We start from the raw sequence: 16,596 nt of genomic DNA on the forward strand, positions 1-16,596 counted from the left end.
GCCGTCCAATACCGAATTAGGCTCGGACCGAGACGCCCGACGAATCAATGATGAGCGCGAACCTAGGGGTGGGGACGGCATGGAACTGCGCCACCTCGCCGCCTTCCTCGCCGTGGCGGAGGAACTGCACTTCGGCCGCGCCGCCAAACGGCTCCGGATGGCGCAGCCGCCGCTGAGCCAGCAGATCCGCCGCCTGGAGAAGGAGCTCGGCGTCCAGCTCTTCGAACGCAACACCCGCTCGGTGCGGCTCACCAGCGCGGGCGAGGCCTTCCTCCAGCCGGTGCGGACCGTGCTGGACGACCTGGACACGGCGGTACGGGCCGCGAGGGCGGCCGGAAAGGGCGCCTACGGGAGGGTGCGCATCGGCTTCGCGGGCGCGTCCAGCCACGAGACGCTGCCGCTGCTCACCCGCGCGGTGCGGGCCGCCCACCCGGGCATCGAGCTCGTGATGACCGGCCAGACCTACGCCGACGTGGCGCTCGCCCGGGTCGCGGACGGCTCGCTCGACCTGGGGTTCGTCCGGCTCCCGGTGACGCGGCCGGGCGTGAGCTGCCGGGTGATCGACGAGGAGGAGCTGGTGTGCGCGCTGCCCCTGGACCACCCGCTCGCCGGACGCGCCAAGATCCCGCTGGACGCGCTGGCCGGGGAGCCGTTCGTCGCCTTCCCCGCCAACACCGGCTCCACCGTGCGGGACGCGATGACCGAGGCGTGCGAGGCGGCCGGGTTCACCCCGCGCGTGGTGCAGGAGGCGCCGGACTCCTACACCATCCTGGCGCTGGTCGCGGCGGGCGTCGGGGTGACGCTGACCGTCACCTCCGTCCAGCACATCCAGCTCAGCGGCCTGGTCTACCGCCCGCTCGCCGGGCCGCCGATCCGCCGGCAGCCGGCGCTCGCCTGGCGGACGGACAATCCGTCGGCCGCCCTGCGCGCGGTGCTCGCCGTCGCGGAACGGGCGCTGCCGACACCGGCCCGCTGACTCACCGGCCCCGGCCCGCCCCCAGGAAGGCGAGCAGGCTGACGGCCGCCGGACGGGCGTCGCCCACGGCGGCCCGGTGGAGGTCCCGCACGGTCCGTACGACGGCCCGGGTCACCACGTCCTCACCGGCCTTGCGCTCGTACCAGTGCCAGTCGCCGTGGGCGTTCATCTCCAGGAACACCGGCTCCCCCCGGGCCCAGAGGAAGTCGAACGCCCCGTAGACGGCGCCGGTCTCCCGGGCCAGGGCGCGCGCCGCCGAGACCACGGCCTCCGGAGGCCGGACCCGCCGTACGCGCACCTCGTCGGGGCGGGTCCAGATGTCCTCGGGACGCTCCTTGGCCACCTCGAAGGCGTGCGCTTCGTCCCCGGCGACGTAGACCCGGTACTCGGCGTCGTGCTCGACGTACTCCTGGACCACCACCGGTGTGGAGCGGGGGAGCCCCGGCACACCGGCGAGCCGGTCGCGGTCCAGGACCCGCGGCAGGTACCAGGCGAGCCGGCCGGGCGCCGGCTCCACGTAGTGCCGGTCGAGGACCTTGAGCACGTACCGCCCGGCGGGCAGCAGCCCGGCCGCGTCCGCGGGGTCGGTGGTGACCAGTCCGCGCGGGACGCGCACGCCGAGCGCCCGCGCCCGGTCCAGCTGCGCCGGCAGCCCCGGGTCGGCCGCGCCGATGGCGGCCGGGGAGGCCAGGGCCAGCTGCCGGGCCAGCGCGTCCCACGCGTCCCGGTACACCATCCGCCCGCCGGCCGGCCCGGACAGCGGCGCGGCCCGCGGCGAGAAGTGGCGCAGCCAGGTCACCGACGGGGCGAACCGGTGTCCGTCCAGGCCCAGGATGCCGTCCGGCCCCAGGACCGCCCGGACGTCCGCCAGGCCGTCCGCGTCGAGCCGGTGCACCGGCACACCGATCCGCCGCAGCAGGCCGGCCGCCTCGGCGGCCTCCCGGTCGCCGCGTCTGCTGAGGAGCAGGACGCACCGCTCAGCCATGGGTCGGGGCCAGCAGTGATTCCGCCATCGCCAGGAGCCGCAGCGCCTTGTCGGAACGGTTGCTGGGCTCGGCGGCGCGCAGCCGGGTGAGGAGTTCCAGGCCGATCGCGGCCTGGTCGGCCAGCAGCCCGAGCAGTTCGACGTCGGCCATCTCCCGTACGCCGCCCGCCCCCCGGTCCAGCACCTCCAGGACCCCGACGCACTCGTCGTCGCCGAACAGCGGGGCGGCCATGATGCTGTCGGGCACGTACCCGGTGGAGGCGGCGGCCTCCCCCGAGAAGTGCCGCGACTCGCGCAGGTCGTCGACGAGCATCGACTGCCCCGAGGCGGCGACCCAGCCGGCGATGCCGGTCCCCGCCGGGAAGCGGGTGCCGACGAGCCGGCCGTCGCCCTCCCCGGCCACGGCCTCGAAGACCAGGTCGCCGGTCCCGGGATCGATGAGGAAGATCGAGGAGGCCGCCGCGCCGAAGGCGTGGCGCGCGACTTCCACGACGGACTGCAGCAGGCGGCGCTCCACGGGCGTCGCGGCGTCAACGGGTTTCGTCATGCGCACCTCCAAGTCGACCGGCGGTGTTCCCGGCGCAGAGGAACAGCACCGTCTTCAGCTGGAACGGCGTGAGCCAGGGGTGCTTGCCGAGGATCAGCGCGCACAGGCCCGAGATGTGCGGCGCGGCGAAGCTGTTGCCGGTCGAGCGGATGGTGCCGCCACCGGGCCAGGCCACGGGCACGCGTACCCCGCGCGCGTGGAACTCCACGGGCGGCGAGGGGTTGTAGTAGTACGTCATCGGGTCGTCCTCGTCGTGGCTCGCCACGGAGATCACCGAGGAGAACGACCAGGGATAGCTGGGCACCGGCCGGTTGTGCGCGGAGACGACGAGCACGCACCGGCGGAAGTAGGCCCGGTCCGCGAGCTCGTGGAGCCGCGCGGTCAGGGCGGGCCGGGTCGTCGCCAGACTCAGGTTGATGACGTCGAAGTCCTGCTCGATGGCCCACGCGAGACCGGCGATCAGGGCCGGACCGCTGCCGGTCTTGCCGTCGGTCAGCACCTGGACGGACGAGAGCGAGACCCCCGGTGCGACGGACCGGATCACCCCGGCGCAGGCGGTGCCGTGTCCGGCGCGGTCGGTGGCCGCGCACGGCACCATCTCCACCTCGCCGCTCTCGTCCGGCACGGCCGTCACGGCGAGGTCGACCGGGCCGACCAGCGGATGGCCGCCCTCGACCCCGCTGTCCACGACGCACACCCGGACCCCGGTACCGTCGGCGCCGCCCCACGCCCACTCGGGCGAGACCGACTCCATGGGGACGGACGAGAACCCCGCCGCCGTCTGCTCCCTGGTCGCACCCCAGGCCGGGACACCCGGGGTGTAGGGCCTCGGCGGCCGTCTCCAGGGCGGATCGCTCATCGGTCCTCCTCCAGCTCGGCCAGCCACGCCCGCACCGTCCGGGCGGGGAGCACGGCCTCCTTCGCCGTCAGCGCGGCCAGCGCGCGCCCGGCCGCGTGCCGCGCCCGCGCCTTCTCGCCCGCCGCGTCCAGCACCAGGGCCGCCTCGGACCAGACGTCACCGATGAGGCACGGGTCGTCGGTGCCGTCCAGGGCGGCGACGGCGCGTTCGGCGTCCCCGACCGCCTCCCCGTACGCCCCGGCCCGCGCCCGCACCCGGGCCCGCAGGGCCAGCCGGACGGCCCGGGTACGCGCCTCCGCCACCGGGTGGGCGGGCGGCTCGGTGAGTTCGGGCGCGTCGAGGAGGGCGTCGGACCCGGCGCGGAACCGCTCGCGGGCCGCGTACAGCCGCAGGGTGGCCGCGGTCCGGGCCTGCCCCAGAGCGGCCAGCCCGTCCGCCGCCGCCGTGTAGTGGCCGGCCGCCGCCGGGTGGGCGCCGGCCAGGGACTCCACGAACCCCGCCGTCTGGTCGGCCGCCAGTGCGCCGAGGGCCAGCGCCAGGTCGTCGCAGTGGACGCGGACCCGCGCGACGTCCTCGCGGGCCGCGTCCACCCGGTCCGACAGGGCCAGGTGCCGTGCCCGGGTCAGCAGGACGGGCACGAGGAGACTCCGGTCCGCGTCGAACCGCCGGACCAGGTCCTCGCAGAGCGCGATGGCCTGCCCGAGCGGGGTCGGTGACCACTGCGTCAGCTCGCAGATCGACGCCAGGATGCGGTTCGCCTCATAGGTGTCGCCGAGCCGGCGCGCCCGGGACAGCGCGTCGCGCATGGCGCCCTCCGCCGCACCGAGCCGGCCCTCGGCGAAGCTCCGCAGCGAGGACAGCTGATGCAGCCTGCACCAGCTCAGGTCGTCCGCCGCACCCGGCTGGGCGTCTTCGGCACCCGGTCCGTACGGGGCGCCGGCGGGCCCCGGTCCGCCCGACCGCAGGGCGATCAGCTGCCGCAGGATGGCGCAGGTGTCCCGGGTCGGCACGTCGTCGGCGCTTCTGCGTTCCGCCTCGGCCACGGCCCGCCGGGCGCCGTCCCAGCGGCCCAGCGCGGCATACGCGTCGGTGATGCGGGCGGCCAGCACCCGGTGCTGGGGGTCGCCGTCCGGGGTGAGGCCGCGCCCGCGCTCCATCAGGGAGAGGGCGGCGGGCAGGTCGCGCCACTGCAGCGCCCGGTATCCGGTGGCCACCAGGGCCCGGGCCGCGCGGCCGGTCAGCGCGGGCAGCCCGGGGTCCCCCGGGTCCGCCTCGGACAGCAGCCGGCACGCGGACTCCAGGTGGTGGGCGAGGTCGCCCTCCGCGGCCGGGCGCGGCGTCCGCCCGTCGAGCCGGTCGGCGAGCACGGTGTGCCAGGCCGCCCGCCGGGCCTTCGACGTCATCTCGTACAGGGTGTCCCGGGCCAGCGCGCGGGTGAACCGGTAGCTGCCGGGCGGTCCGTCCAGGTGGATCACCCGGGAGCGCAGCAGCCGGGTCAGCGCCTCGTCCAGGGCCCCGCCGGACAGGGCCGGTTCGTCGTCGGCGAGCGCGCGCACGTCCCCGGCCGTGAACGACCCGCCCACCCCCGCCGCCCGTTCCAGCACGGCCCGGTCGGTGGCCGGCAGCCGGTCCAGCCAGGCGGTCAGCAGGACCCGGACCGATGTGGGGACGCCCTGGTCCACCGCCCGGGGACCGGACAGGTTCTCCAGCAGCAGTTCGGCGAAGAGCGGATTGCCGTCGCACTCCCGGACGACCCGGGCCAGCTCGTCGTCGGTGGCGACCGCCTCCTGCGCCGCGACCTCCGCCCGGTCCGCGAGCAGCCCCACCAGCCGCTCGGTGGCGGCGCGGGGCAGCGGGTCGAGGTGCAGCACGAGGTCGCCGCCGGACGGCGCCGCCGCCTCGTTCCTGGCCACCCGCACGACCAGCACCCGTGCGTCCCGTATCCCCTCGCACAGATCGGCGACCATGTCGGCCAGCGTCGGCTGGGCCCACTGGAAGTCCTCCAGGACCAGGATCACGGGGGCGCTCCGGCCGAGGGCCTCCAGCAGGCGCCGGAACGCCCAGCCGATCTCCTCGACGCTCACCGGGAGCCCGTCCCCGGAGCGGACGCCCAGGGCCGTGGCGAGGGCGGTGACGGCGCGGTCGGCGCTCGGGCGCAGCGTCTCCAGCGCGCTGCGGGCCTGTTCCCAGCCGCCGGGCAGCGACCAGACCGCGTCGGCCAGCGGACGGTGGGCGAGCCCGGCACCGTACGCCTGGCAGCCGGCCCGCAGCACGACGGTCCCCTCCGCGCCGTGCCTCGCCAGGAACTCCCGTACCAGGCGGGACTTCCCGATGCCCGAGGGGCCGGTGACCGTGACGGGACGGCTGCGGCGCTCGCGGCGGACCGCCTGGAACTCGCGCAGCAGCGCGGCCAGATCGGCGTCCCGGCCGACGAGGGGCACCAGATCCTCCTGGCCCGTGGACTCGGCGACCGAGAGGGCCCGCCAGGCGGCGACCGGTTCGCGCTTCCCCTTCACCCGCAGCGGGGCGACGGCCTCCAGGCGGACCCGGCCGCCGACGAGCCCGGCCGTCTCCGCGCCGATCAGGATCTCGTGCGGCCCGGCGTGCGACTGGAGGCGGGCGGCGGTGTGCACGACGTCGCCGACGACCCTCGCCGCCCCGCCGAGCACCCCCGCCACCACGGCCTCTCCCGAGGCGATCCCGCAGTGGATGTCCAGCCGCACCCCGGGACCGGTCGCGATGGCCGCCACGGACTCGCGGACGGCGCAGGCCGCCCGGACCGCGTGCAGCGCGTCGTCCTCACGGGTGACGAACGCCCCGAAGACGGCCATCACCGCGTCACCGATGAACTTCTCGACCACCCCGCCGTGTTCGGTGACGGCCGTGGTGCAGGCCCGGTAGTAGCGGTCCATGGTGCGCCGCAGCGCCTCCGGGTCCAGGGTCTCGGCCAGCACGGTCGAGCCGACGAGGTCGATGAAGACCGCCGTGACGATTCTGCGGCTGTCCGACGACGCCACCCCCGCGACCACCGGTGTGCCGCACTCCGGGCAGAACCGGGCCCCGTCCGGCACCGCGGCCCGGCAGCCGCCGCACCGCGCGGCACCGTTCACAGGAGCTTGATGTCCTGTCCCTCCACCTCACCGGAGACCGCTTCCAGCCGCTCCTTGACGGAGTTGAGGACCTGGACCTCTTGCTCGCTGAGCGCCGAGAGGACCGAGCGCTGCTCCACCGCCAGCAGGTCCACCGGGTGTCCGGCCTCACGCAGTGCGTGCAGGGCGTCGAAGGTCATGGCTACCGGTACCTCGTTCCCGTAGTGCGGCCAGTCGAGGGTGACGCCGGCCGGTTTGATCGAGCACTCCGCGACCGCCGCCGCGAGGGCGTCGACGGCCTCGGGGGCCTCCTGCCGCTTCCGCTCGTCGGCGGGCAGCGGCGGCCAGATCCCCTGGACCAGAACGCCCTGGGCGTACAGCCGCGCAATCATTTCCGTACGGTTGGACGCGCCCGTTCTTCGGAGCATGTTGCATAAGTGAGCCGCTACCGTGTGCGGGCTGATGCAGAGAGCTTCGGCGATATCCCGGTTCGAGTAGCCGGCGGCCACGAGCGAAGCGATCAGAATCTCACGCCTGGTCAAACCCTTTACCCCTCATTTCGGTGAGCAAAGCATGGGCCGGCAGGGGGATTTCCTCACTCCCGGGGTCAGAGTAGCTGCGGGTCATGTTCCGGACAAGAACGCCTTGAGCGGGATCTCTCACGCACCGATTCATAGTCGATCGAGGGATGTGAACCCGGGGGGCGCCGGAGCAGCCTTGCCGTTGCACCAGCCCGTGACCGTCTCCACGAAGGAGTGACCCATGTCGCAAGCACCCCTCGACGCGCTGCGCAGCGCCGGCACCCCGGTCGACCTGCTGTCGGACTCCGAGCGCGAGGTCTTCAACGCCCTCAGCCCGGACGAGGTCGCGGTCCTCGGCTCGATCCAGGCCCGGCTCAACGCCGTGTCGGCCGCGGTCGAGGGCCAGGTGAACGACAACCAGGTCAACGTTCTCTGCTGATCCCGGCTCTGACGGGTCCGGCGGCACCGGCCGCCGGACCCGGCGGAGACGAGGCGCCCGACCGCCGTGCGTCCGGACACCCAGTGGGAGCGTGATGATGGACCGAGTCAGCAGATACCTGGTGCTGAGCGACCGCGCGTACGCCGACGCCACCGGCGTCCCGGTGCGGCTCGCGTACAGCACCCGCACCGCGAGCACCGTCGCGGTCGACCTCCCCACCGCGCGGGCACTGGAGGCCGGCGACGCCGCCGCGCTGGCCCCGGCCTGGACCGGCGCCCTGCGCGCGGCCCAGCTGCTGGTCCCGGCCGGCGAGGACGAGCTGTCCGCCGTGCTCGACCGCAACCGGCGCGCCTCGGCGGACCGTTCGGCGGTGCACATCGCCCTGCTGCCGACCTCCTACTGCAACATGGGCTGCGCCTACTGCGGCCAGGAGCACACCCGGGGCGGCCTCTCCCGCGACCACCGCGACCGGGTGCGCGACCGCGTGCTGCGCGCCGTGACCGCACCGCGGACCCGCAGCGCCCGCATCGACTGGTTCGGGGCCGAACCGATGATGGGCTACGCGGTCATCCGCGACCTCGCCCCGCGGTTCGTCGCCGCCGCCGCCGAGCACGGCGTCGCCTACTCCTCGGTGATCGTCACCAACGGCTCCCTGCTCACCGCCGCGAAAATCAACACGCTCATCCGCTCCTGCGGTGTCACCCATTTCGAGATCACGATCGACGGGCCGCCGGACATACACAATGAACACCGGCCACTGAAAAGCGGGCGCGGATCTTTCTGGAACATCGTGCGCGCGGTGCGTGCCGTGCTCGACGAGCCCGATCTCGGCCCGGCCCATTTCTCCTTCCGGACGAATGTCGATGTGCACAACCAGGACGCCGTGCCCCGCTATGTCGAGCTGATGGCGGAGCTGGGATTCAGTCATCCGCGCGTCTCCTTCTCGATCCGTCCCGTGCACTCGTGGGGAAACGACGTATCGGCGATCGAGGTGTCCAAACAGAACTTCGCCGAACGCGAGACGGGCTGGCTCAGGCTGCTCACCGGTCACGGGCTGCACACACAGCTGCTGCCGACCGACGTGCACAAGGTCCTGTGCCCCGCCACGACCCGCTCGTCCGAGATCATCAGCAGCACCGGCAACATCTTCTCGTGCAGCGAGTACCCCCTCGTTCCCGAGGCCGAGCGCACCCTCGCGCTGACGCACATCGACCGGGCGGGCACCGAACCGGTCCGGCCGCTGGGCCCCTTCGACGGCTGGAACGACGAGATCGCCGAGGGCACCACCTGGTGCAAGGGCTGCGTCTTCATGCCCACCTGCGGCGGCTCCTGCCCCAAGGCGTGGCAGGAGGGGCACCCGCCCTGCCCCTCCTACAAGTACAACGTCCAGGACCGGTTCGACCTCATCGCCGCCGAATGCGGTCTGCGGGTGGCCGGTGAGCCCGCCGGAGCCCGGTGATGACGGCGGAGACCGGCCCGGACGCCCCGCGCCGGCTGCTCATCGGCGTCTGCGGCTCGGGCAACGTACTCGCCGTGCCGCAGTACCTCATGGCCCTGCGCACCGGCCTCGGACCCGGCGTCGAGATCCGTATGGCCATGACCCGCTCCGCCGCCGCGCTGATCCCGGCCGCGACCATGCGGCTGCTGTGCCGGGACGTGTACTGCGACGGCGAGGACGAGCTGACGACCGGTCATGTCGCCCCGGCCGTCTGGGCGGACCGGTTCGTCGTCCTGCCCGCCACCGCCAACATGCTCGGCCAGGCGGCCAACGGCCTCGCCTCCGGACTCCTCAGCTCCGCACTGCTCGCCCATGAACGCCCGGTGGTGTTCTTCCCGAGCATGAACAGCCTGATGTGGCAGCGCCCGGCCGTCCGCCGCAACGTGGACCGGCTGCGCGCGGACGGCCACGCCGTCGTGGACCCGGTGCCCGCGGCCGGCTGGCAGATCGCCGCGGGAGACGTACGCAAGAACCTCGGGCTGCCGCCGCCCGCCACCGTGACGGCGGTGATCGGCGAGTTCCTGGACATGCCGGTCGGCCCGCTCGGCGGCTGAGCACCCACCCAGCAGAAGGAGAAGACGTGGCAGCGGCCGGACAGCGGCTCCGTACGGCACTGACGGGCGGACCCATGTCCGTGCGCGGCTTCCGGCTGCTGCTCGCCGGACAGCTCTCCTCCACGGTCGGCGACTACTGCTACGCCGTCGCGCTGCCCTGGCTGATCCTCTCCGGCGACGGCGGCCCGGTCCTGCTCGGCACGGTCCTGGCCTGCTACGGCATCCCCCGCGTCGTCACCATCCCGCTGGGCGGGGTGGTGGCCGACCGGATCGGCGGCCGACGAGTCATGCTCATGACCGACCTGGTGCGCGCCGCGGCCGTCGGCCTCCTCGCGGTGCTCGCCTCGGCCGGGACGCCGACGCTGGGCCAGCTCGCCCCCATCGCCGTCGTCCTGGGCGCCTGCTCCGGGATGTTCATCCCCGCCTCCTACACCCTCCTGCCCGCCCTGCTGCGCAAGGAGGACCTCGGCCGGGGCAACGCCCTGTCGACCATGGTCAACCAGGTCGGCGGACTCCTCGGCCCCACCGCGGGCGGCGCCCTGGTGGCCGCCTTCGACGCCGGCCCGGCGCTCACGGTCGACGCCGCGTCCTTCCTCGTCTCGGCGCTGGTCCTCGCCCGGATACGCACCGGCGCGGACGCGCCCGAACACGACGGCCCCGACGCCGCCGACGAGGCCCCGGCCCGCAAGGTGACCTTCCCGGAACTGCTGCGCCACGGAAGGCTGCTGCACGTCGTCCTCGTGGTGGCCCTCGTCTGCAACCTGGCCTTCAACGGCACGATCGAGGTGGCGCTGCCGGAACTGGCCCACCAGGGCATGGGCGCCACCGGCTACGGAATCCTGCTGACCTGCCTGAGCCTGGGCGGGCTGGCCGGCTCCCTGGTCGCCGCCCGCAGCCGTCCGGTGCGGTCGCCCGCCTACCTGTTCGCCACGCTCGCGGTCGTCATGGGCATCGCCCTGGCCGCCGTCCCGTACGCCGGGGGGCTGGCCGGCGCCGCGGTGTGTGTCTGCGTGTACGCCCTGGCCAGCGGCTGGCAGAACATCGTCGTGGTCACGATGCTCCAGGTCTGGGCACCGTCCGCGCTCATCGGCCGGGTCATGAGCCTGGTCATGCTGGCCGTCATGGGCACCTTCCCGGTCTCCGTCGCGGTGGCCGGCTTCGGGGTGCGCCACCTCGGCGCGGCCCCCTTCTTCCCGGTGGCGGGCGGGGCCATCGCCCTCACCGTGCTGGCCGCGCTCACCCAGCGGGTGTTCCGCGAGCACCGCGCCGACACCGAGTACGCCCCACCGGTCGCCGTACCGGCCGGGGCCCCGGCCGCCCGCTCCACGCATCCGGCGCGGGACAACAGTCAGGAGTCACAGCGATGAGCGTCTTCGTCCCGTTGGGCATGGAGCGGTTGAAGAACGCCCCCGGCCACGGCGGCCCGCGGCCCGGGCGGGGCACCGGCGACACCGCGTACCTGCTGGTCAACCCGCCGGTGACCGACCCGACGACCGCCTACCACTCGATCCCGTACCTCGTGGGCGCCGCCAGGGCGGCCGGCCACACCGAGTACGCCTGCGTGGACGCCAACCTCGACGCCTTCACCTATCTCGCCGACCCCGCGCGCTTCGGCGCCGCGCTCACGGCCGCCCGCGCCCTGCGCGCCGAGATCGAGGCGAGGTCCGGCGCCCCCCGCCGGTACGACGAGATCCGCTACCGGCAGGCGCTGGCCGCCGAGGGGCTGACCGCCACCTCGGCGCGCGACGCGATCCGGGTGTTCCAGGACCCCGAGGACTTCTACCACCCGCCGACCTACGCGCAGGCGGTCGCGGTGACGAGCCGGTGGTGGGAGCTGATCGCCCTGGAGATGCCGCCCGGCGCGGCGGACGGCTTCTCGATGCGGGTGAAGTCCGCCGTCAACCTGTGCAGCACCGCGGACCTGTCCGACCCCGCGGTCCCGGCCGCCGTGGCCCGCCCCTTCGAGGGGTACTTCGCCGACGAGTTCGTCCCGAAGCTGCGCGAACGCCCCTGGGCAGTGGTCGGGCTCTCGGTCAACTACACCAGCCAGCTGCCCGTCGCCCTGCGGATGGCCCGCCTGATCCGGACCGTGCTGCCCGACACGGTGATCGTCTTCGGCGGCACCGAGGTCGGCGACGTGGTCAAGTACGCCACCGACCCGGCGGCGGCGTGGCGGGTCTTCCAGGACGCGGACCTGATCGTTCCGGGCGAGGGCGAGGGCGCCCTCATCGGCATCCTGGACGCCGTCGGGAACGGCGCGGTCCGGGGCGGTGACGCCTTCGAGGGCATCGGCGGCGTGATGACCCGGAGCCGCCCGGACCCCGTCATCGCGTACAGCAGCGTGGCGACGCCCGAAACCCCGGCGTACGACGTGTGGGACTGGGACCGGTACTGGTCGCCCGAGCCGGTGATCCTCTACAGCCCGACCCGGGGGTGCTACTGGAACAAGTGCACCTTCTGCGACTACGGCCTCAACACCGACCGGCCGACCTCGCCCTCGCGGGAACGCCCCGTGGAGGCCGTCCTCCAGGACCTGCGGGAGGTGAGCCGCTACGGCAGGACGCTCTACTTCGCGGTGGACGCCATGTCCCCCCGCTATCTGCGCACCCTCGCCGCCGCCCTCGCCGAATCCTCCCTGGACCTGCGGTGGTCCGCCGAACTGCGGCTGGAGCGGACGTTTCCCAAGCGCGCCGTCGGTGAACTCCTCGCGGCCTCCGGCTGCGTCGCGGTCTCCTTCGGCTACGAGTCGGGCAGCCAGCGGGTCCTCGACCTCATCGACAAGGGGGTGCGGATCGACGCCGTGCCGGACGTCCTGGCCGAGCTGGCGCGCCACGGCATCGCCGCGCAGATGATGGGCTTCACCGGCTTCCCCACCGAGACCCGCGACGAGGCGCTGGAGACGTACGAGTTCCTCCAGCACCACGAGAAGCTGTGGACGACCGCGGGCATCGGCCTGTTCGCGCTGACCCCCGGCTCCATCGTCGCCAAGGACCCCGCCCGGTTCGGCATCGAACTCCTGCCGACCTCCGCCTCCGACGACATCCGGCGCTATGTGCCCTGGCGCGACCGCGCGTCCGGCGAGGTGCACTGGCCGGAGGCCGAGGACCCCCGCGTCCCGCGCGAACACAGCGCCGGCTTCCGCAGGACCAGCTTCGACCGGCCCTTCGTCGGCGGCATCGACGCCGCGCACACCCTGCTGTACCACGCCCGCTTCGGCCGGGGGCTGCTGCCCGAGACCCCCGACGGCCCGGGCCGCGACGACCAGCCCCGCGTCCGCCTGGTCGAGGAACCGGTCGTGACCATCCCCTTCGCCTCCGTCGAGGGGCTTACCGGCGTGGGCGACCTGCTGGCGCAGGTCAGCCGGCGCAGCCGGGCGCACCTGGACACCACGTCCGGCGGTTACGCGGAATGGCTCGACGGCACCGGTACGGCCCGGCCCGGTTCCTGCGGGGTCCTGGTCCTCGCCCACGGCGACCTCGTCGAGGTGCCCGCCGGCGTGGACTTCGGCGCCGACAACGCGGTGACCCGGGCCCTGCGCCTGATGCTCGCGACACAGGCCCGCGCCTGAGGCCGTCGAAGCCGTCCGGGGCGGCCGATTGAGACGCCCGGCGTCTCGGTTCCGGGGGAACTGGGTATTGGACCGGTCACGCCGCCGGGTGCGAGGGTCGTGCCTGGCCCTGTCGTCGCGTTCCCGTCTGCCGGCCCGCCCGCCGGGCGGACGACGGGAACGCGACGACAGGGCCCAGACCCGCGCACCCCGTCTCCCGGAAAGGCCCCGCCGTGCCCGACGCCCTCGATGTCGTGATCTGCGAACCCCTGCGCACCCCCATCGGCCGCTTCGGCGGGGTGTTCGCCGCGGAGAAGCCGGCCGCCCTCGCGGCCCGCGTGATCGCCGAGGTCGTCGCCCGGACCGGCATCGACCCCGACCGGGTGGACGAGGTGATCCTCGGCCACTCCTACCCGACTGCGGAGGCGCCCGCGATCGGCCGGGTCGCCGCCCTGGACGCCGGGCTCCCGCAGTCGGTGACCGGCCTCCAGACCGACCGCCGCTGCGGCTCCGGGCTGCAGGCGGTCCTGGACGCGGCGATGCAGATCCGGGCCGGGTTCAGCGAGGTCGTCATCGCGGGCGGCGTCGACGTGATGAGCGGCGCCCCGTACTACACGCACGACGGGCGCTGGGGCATCAAGGGCCCCGGCCTCCAGCTCCACGACGCCCTCGCCCGGGGCCGGGTCACCGCGGGCGGCGTCCGCCACCCGGTGCCCGGCGGCATGATCGAGACCGCCGAGAACCTGCGCCGGGCGTACGGGATCAGCCGCGCGGACCAGGACGCGCTGGCCCTGCGCTCGCAGCGGCGGGCGGGGCTGGCCGCCGCCGAGGGCCGGTACGAGAAGGAGACGGTCCCGGTCACCGTCAGGACCAGGAAGGGCGAAACGGTGGTCTCCGCCGACGAGCACCCCCGCCCCGACACCACCGCCGAACAGCTCGCCGCCCTCCGCCCGGTCATGCTGAAGTCCGACCCGGAGGCCACGGTCACCGCGGGCAACGCCAGCGGCCAGAACGACGCGGCGGCCGCCTGTCTGGTGACGAGCGCCGCCACCGCCGAACGCCTCGGCCTCACCCCGCTGGTCCGGCTGGTCTCCTTCGCCCGCGCCGGGGTGCCCGCCGCGACCATGGGCCTCGGGCCCGTCCCCGCGACCGAGGCCGCGCTCGGCCGCGCCGGGCTCACCCTCGCCGACCTCGACCTGATCGAGGTGAACGAGGCGTTCGCCGCTCAGGTCCTGGCCTGCACCCGGGAGATGGGCCTCGGCGAGAAGGACCACGAGGAGCGGATCAACGTGAACGGCTCCGGCGTCTCGCTCGGCCACCCGGTCGGCGCGACCGGCGCCCGCATCCTCGCCACGCTCACCCGCGAACTGCACCGCCGCGAGGCCCGCTACGGCCTGGAGACCATGTGCATCGGCGGCGGCCAGGGCCTCGCCGCGGTCTTCGAGCGCGTCGCGCCCTGACGGGGCGGCTACCGGGCCTCCGGGCCGAAGTCCTCCGCGAAGTAGCTGTCGTGGCGGACGCGGAACCGCTTCAGCTCCTCACCGCCCCGCTGCGACATCTCCGCGACCCGCTCGAAGTACTCCTCGCGCGGGGCGCCCGGCGAGAACAGCATGAGCATCGACATCGGCTCGTCGGTGACGTTCCTGAAGGCGTGCAGCCCGCCGACCGGCACGTACAGGAAGTCGCCGGTCCGGCCGGTCACCCACCGCTCGCCGTTGCAGAGCTCGATCTCGCCGGAGAGGACGTAGAACGACTCCGACATCGCCTTGTGGAAGTGGGTCTTCGCCCCGGCGGACCGGGCGGCCAGATCCACCTTGTACAGCCCGTACTCACCGCCCGTCGAGCCGTTGGTGGCGAGGTAGTGGGTGGCGCCGCCGTCCGGCGAGGTGATGTCCGGCGGGGTGTCCGCGGGCCGGAAGACGGCGTTCACCTCGCCCGTGGCGCCGAGGTAGCGGGGCTCCGGGTACTCCAGGTGCTCCGGGTACGACATGGTGCGCTCCTTCGATCGGTGTGCACCCACCCTCGCGCCCGCCCCGGCCGGACTCCATCGGGCGCGCGGACGATCTTCGGCCGGCCGGGGACCAGGACCGGGGGCCCGTCCCGGCCGACCATCGTCCTACTGCTTCGCGGCCGCCCGCTCGTCCGCCACCGGAGCCGCCGCCAGGTGGTCCTCCGCCGCGTCCGGGTCCGCCAGCCGGTTCAGCCGGGCCGGCACGTCGAGGCCGACCAGCAGCACCACGATCACCGTGCCCGCGAAGGTCAGCACCGCCAGGGCCTGCCCGAGGCTCATCCCCGACGCCAGATGTGCGCCGAGCACCGGCGCGACCGCCCCGCCCAGCGCGCCCACGTTGTAGGTGAAGCCGAGCGCGGCGCCCCGGCTGCGGGTCGGGAAGTGGCCGCCGATGTAGCGGGGGAGGAGGCCGGAGATGCCGAAGCTGGTCGCCTGGAGCAGGAAGAGCAGGGCGCCGAGCAGCAGCAGGTTGTCCTCCACCGCGAACACCGGGTAGACGAAGGCGAGCGAGGCCAGCAGCGTCAGCGCGTACGCCTTCTTCGTGCCGATCCAGTCGCCGAGGAAGCCGGCCAGCCAGCAGCCGGCCATGGTTCCGAAGCCCGCGAAGTACAGGACGTCGGTGACCTGGTCCGTCGAGTAGCCCAGCTCCGTCTTCAGATAGGTCGGCAGCAGGGCCTGGATCGGCCAGGAGTACAGGAACGCGAAGAACAGCGTCACGATCATCGACAGATAGAGCACCCAGCCGCGCTTCCCGCCCAGCTGCACCGCGAGCGCCGCCAGGGATATCCCGGCGACCACCGAGAGCACCGGCACCATGCCCGCGCCGCCCGGTGTGAAGACCAGGAAGAGGGAGAGCGTGGCGACGGCCACCAGGACCGTGTTGACGGCCGCCCGGCGCGGGGTCAGGAACAGCGGCCGGAACGGGTTGGGCTTCGCGCCCTCGTCCGCGACGGACTCCGTCCACTCCTCCGCCTCCGGCAGCGCCCGCCGCATCCACAGCGCGACGGCGATCGGGATCAGCCCCAGGTAGAACATCCAGCGCCAGCCGAGCGAGGGCACCACCCAGTCGTACACCTGGGCGGCCAGCACCGAGCCCACCGAGAAGCCGGAGATCAGGAAGCCGCTGGCCCGGTTGCGCAGGGCGGGCGGCCAGCTCTCCATCACGTACGTGGAGCTGGCGCTGTACTCGCCGGCCATGCCCATGCCGATGGCCAGCCGGGCGGCGAACAGGCTGTGGTAGTTCCACGCGAACCCGCAGGCGAAGGTGCCCAGCGAATACAGCAGGATGCTCGCCACCATCGACAGCTTCCGCCCGTAGCGGTCGCCGAGGGCGCCGAGCACGGCGCCGCCGAGCCAGCGGGTGATGAAGGCACCGGAGATCAGGCTGGCCGCCTGCACCGTGCTCAGGCCGAAGTCGTCGCTGATCTCGGTCAGCACGAGGGTGATCAGCACGAAGTCGAAGCCGTCGAGGACATAGCCGATCCAGGCGGCGAAGAAGGACTTCCACTGGGTGCCGCTCACCTGGCGGTACCAGGGGAGCGCGGGGGGTGTGGTGGTGTGCACGGTGACT

Annotated in this window: 14 protein-coding genes and 1 pseudogene; 7 read left to right on the forward strand and 8 right to left on the reverse strand. The window is 73.9% G+C overall.

All coding sequences use genetic code 11. The annotated features are described in order from the left end of the window. Positions 1 to 79: 79 nt before the first annotated feature. Entirely contained in the window at positions 80 to 976 is an 897-nt protein-coding gene (locus tag FKN01_RS08540; protein WP_143618110.1) for a LysR family transcriptional regulator, read from the forward strand. Between the two features lies 1 nt (position 977). Here FKN01_RS08540 and FKN01_RS08545 read toward each other — a convergent pair whose 3' ends face one another. The 6 genes and pseudogenes from FKN01_RS08545 to FKN01_RS33030 all read right to left on the reverse strand — a co-directional run. Then, positions 978 to 1,961: a RimK family alpha-L-glutamate ligase gene (locus tag FKN01_RS08545; protein ID WP_143618112.1), complete on the reverse strand. Its 984-nt coding sequence runs from the start codon at positions 1,959 to 1,961 to the stop codon at positions 978 to 980. Next, the gene (locus FKN01_RS08550) at positions 1,954 to 2,478 is read right to left on the reverse strand and encodes a GAF domain-containing protein (protein ID WP_143618420.1); all 525 of its coding nucleotides are present in this window, start codon (positions 2,476 to 2,478) and stop codon (positions 1,954 to 1,956) included. Before FKN01_RS08550 ends, FKN01_RS08545 begins: the two co-directional genes overlap by 8 nt. Before the next feature lie 13 nt (positions 2,479 to 2,491). Continuing rightward, positions 2,492 to 3,367, reverse strand: a complete 876-nt coding sequence (locus FKN01_RS08555) for a S8 family serine peptidase (RefSeq protein WP_143618114.1) — start codon at positions 3,365 to 3,367, stop codon at positions 2,492 to 2,494. Further along, the gene (locus tag FKN01_RS08560) at positions 3,364 to 6,477 is read right to left on the reverse strand and encodes an adenylate/guanylate cyclase domain-containing protein (protein ID WP_143618116.1); all 3,114 of its coding nucleotides are present in this window, start codon (positions 6,475 to 6,477) and stop codon (positions 3,364 to 3,366) included. Before FKN01_RS08560 ends, FKN01_RS08555 begins: the two co-directional genes overlap by 4 nt. Next, positions 6,474 to 6,848 (reverse strand): aroma-sacti cluster domain-containing protein, encoded by a 375-nt coding sequence (locus tag FKN01_RS08565; RefSeq protein WP_260696826.1) that lies wholly within the window; start codon positions 6,846 to 6,848, stop codon positions 6,474 to 6,476. The genes FKN01_RS08560 and FKN01_RS08565 overlap by 4 nt, the downstream gene beginning before the upstream one ends. A 6-nt stretch (positions 6,849 to 6,854) precedes the next feature. Further along, positions 6,855 to 6,998 (reverse strand): annotated as a pseudogene (locus tag FKN01_RS33030) (helix-turn-helix transcriptional regulator); the annotation flags it as partial. 220 nt (positions 6,999 to 7,218) lie between these two features. Between FKN01_RS33030 and FKN01_RS08570 the strand changes: the two are divergent. The 6 genes from FKN01_RS08570 to FKN01_RS08595 all read left to right on the forward strand — a co-directional run bounded on the left by FKN01_RS08570 (position 7,219) and on the right by FKN01_RS08595 (position 14,475). After that, complete coding sequence (locus FKN01_RS08570) at positions 7,219 to 7,416, forward strand: aroma-sacti cluster domain-containing protein (RefSeq protein ID WP_143618120.1); 198 nt, start codon at positions 7,219 to 7,221, stop codon at positions 7,414 to 7,416. 94 nt (positions 7,417 to 7,510) lie between these two features. Further along, positions 7,511 to 8,875, forward strand: coding sequence for a radical SAM/SPASM domain-containing protein (locus FKN01_RS08575; RefSeq protein ID WP_260696820.1), 1,365 nt, complete (start codon positions 7,511 to 7,513; stop codon positions 8,873 to 8,875). Continuing rightward, positions 8,875 to 9,468 carry a flavoprotein gene (locus tag FKN01_RS08580; RefSeq protein WP_143618122.1) on the forward strand — a complete coding sequence of 198 codons (594 nt, stop codon included), beginning with the start codon at positions 8,875 to 8,877 and terminating at the stop codon, positions 9,466 to 9,468. Before FKN01_RS08575 ends, FKN01_RS08580 begins: the two co-directional genes overlap by 1 nt. Positions 9,469 to 9,494: 26 nt before the next feature. Beyond that, positions 9,495 to 10,835: an MFS transporter gene (locus FKN01_RS08585; RefSeq protein ID WP_260696821.1), complete on the forward strand. Its 1,341-nt coding sequence runs from the start codon at positions 9,495 to 9,497 to the stop codon at positions 10,833 to 10,835. Next, positions 10,832 to 13,036 carry a radical SAM protein gene (locus FKN01_RS08590; protein WP_143618124.1) on the forward strand — a complete coding sequence of 735 codons (2,205 nt, stop codon included), beginning with the start codon at positions 10,832 to 10,834 and terminating at the stop codon, positions 13,034 to 13,036. Before FKN01_RS08585 ends, FKN01_RS08590 begins: the two co-directional genes overlap by 4 nt. 212 nt (positions 13,037 to 13,248) lie before the next feature. Then, positions 13,249 to 14,475: an acetyl-CoA C-acetyltransferase gene (locus FKN01_RS08595; protein ID WP_143618126.1), complete on the forward strand. Its 1,227-nt coding sequence runs from the start codon at positions 13,249 to 13,251 to the stop codon at positions 14,473 to 14,475. 8 nt (positions 14,476 to 14,483) lie between these two features. Here the strand turns inward: FKN01_RS08595 and FKN01_RS08600 are convergent, their stop codons facing one another. Next, a complete protein-coding gene (locus FKN01_RS08600) occupies positions 14,484 to 15,005 on the reverse strand; it encodes a cupin domain-containing protein (protein WP_143618128.1) in 522 nt (173 codons plus the stop codon). Positions 15,006 to 15,131: 126 nt separating this feature from the next. After that, entirely contained in the window at positions 15,132 to 16,589 is a 1,458-nt protein-coding gene (locus FKN01_RS08605) for a sialate:H+ symport family MFS transporter (protein ID WP_143618130.1), read from the reverse strand. Positions 16,590 to 16,596 lie beyond the last annotated feature (7 nt).

It is taken from the genome of Streptomyces sp. 130, assembly GCF_007096885.1.
Taxonomy (GTDB): domain Bacteria; phylum Actinomycetota; class Actinomycetes; order Streptomycetales; family Streptomycetaceae; genus Streptomyces.